The sequence below is a fragment of the Gluconobacter sp. P1D12_c genome, assembly GCF_018812105.1.
GTDB classification, from domain to species: Bacteria; Pseudomonadota; Alphaproteobacteria; order Acetobacterales; family Acetobacteraceae; genus Gluconobacter; species Gluconobacter oxydans_A.
On sequence record NZ_JACSIQ010000368.1, the window covers coordinates 1 to 486 of the forward strand.

Annotated in this window: 2 protein-coding genes; both read right to left on the reverse strand. The window is 45.7% G+C overall.

Annotated elements, in window-relative coordinates; all coding sequences use genetic code 11:
- The coding region (locus KP705_RS17210; protein WP_215765153.1) for a hypothetical protein at window positions 1-214 on the reverse strand (214 nt) is incomplete at its 3' end.
- Between the two features lie 15 nt (window positions 215-229).
- On the reverse strand, window positions 230-486 hold a 257-nt coding region (locus KP705_RS17215), incomplete at its 5' end, for a hypothetical protein (RefSeq protein WP_215765154.1).

Here is a 486-nt window from a genome sequence, read left to right on the forward strand (position 1 = left end):
GATTACGCCCCGTAAGAGCATCGCATCCAATTTTTTGGAGTTTTTCGATAACCTGCTGATGGTGTCGCTTAGAGACAACTTCAATGAGTTCGAGAGCCTTTTTGCCGAGTTCAGTGTCAGGCGTCTGCGTATAATTCTGGACCATAAGACAGGGTTCAGAGACGTTATAGAAAGCATGATGCGGGAGCATCAGCCCAACAATCTTATTCTCCATCTGCTAGAATTTTATTTAATCACCAACGATGACACGACCATCAAGAGAAGGCTCAACACAGAGAGCCATAGCAATATCGGGCCCGAACATATCCAATGATTTAGGGACACCTATCGTGGCTTCGCCTTCATCACGCTTCGTGAAAAGCTCAGCATCATTGATGACACGCTTCTTCATCATCTTCAGAGATCCATCAGACTGATCTCGAACGATGCGAAGCCTCTCATCATTAAGAGACCCCTTGAACTCCTTAAACGATCCGTACCTCTGTA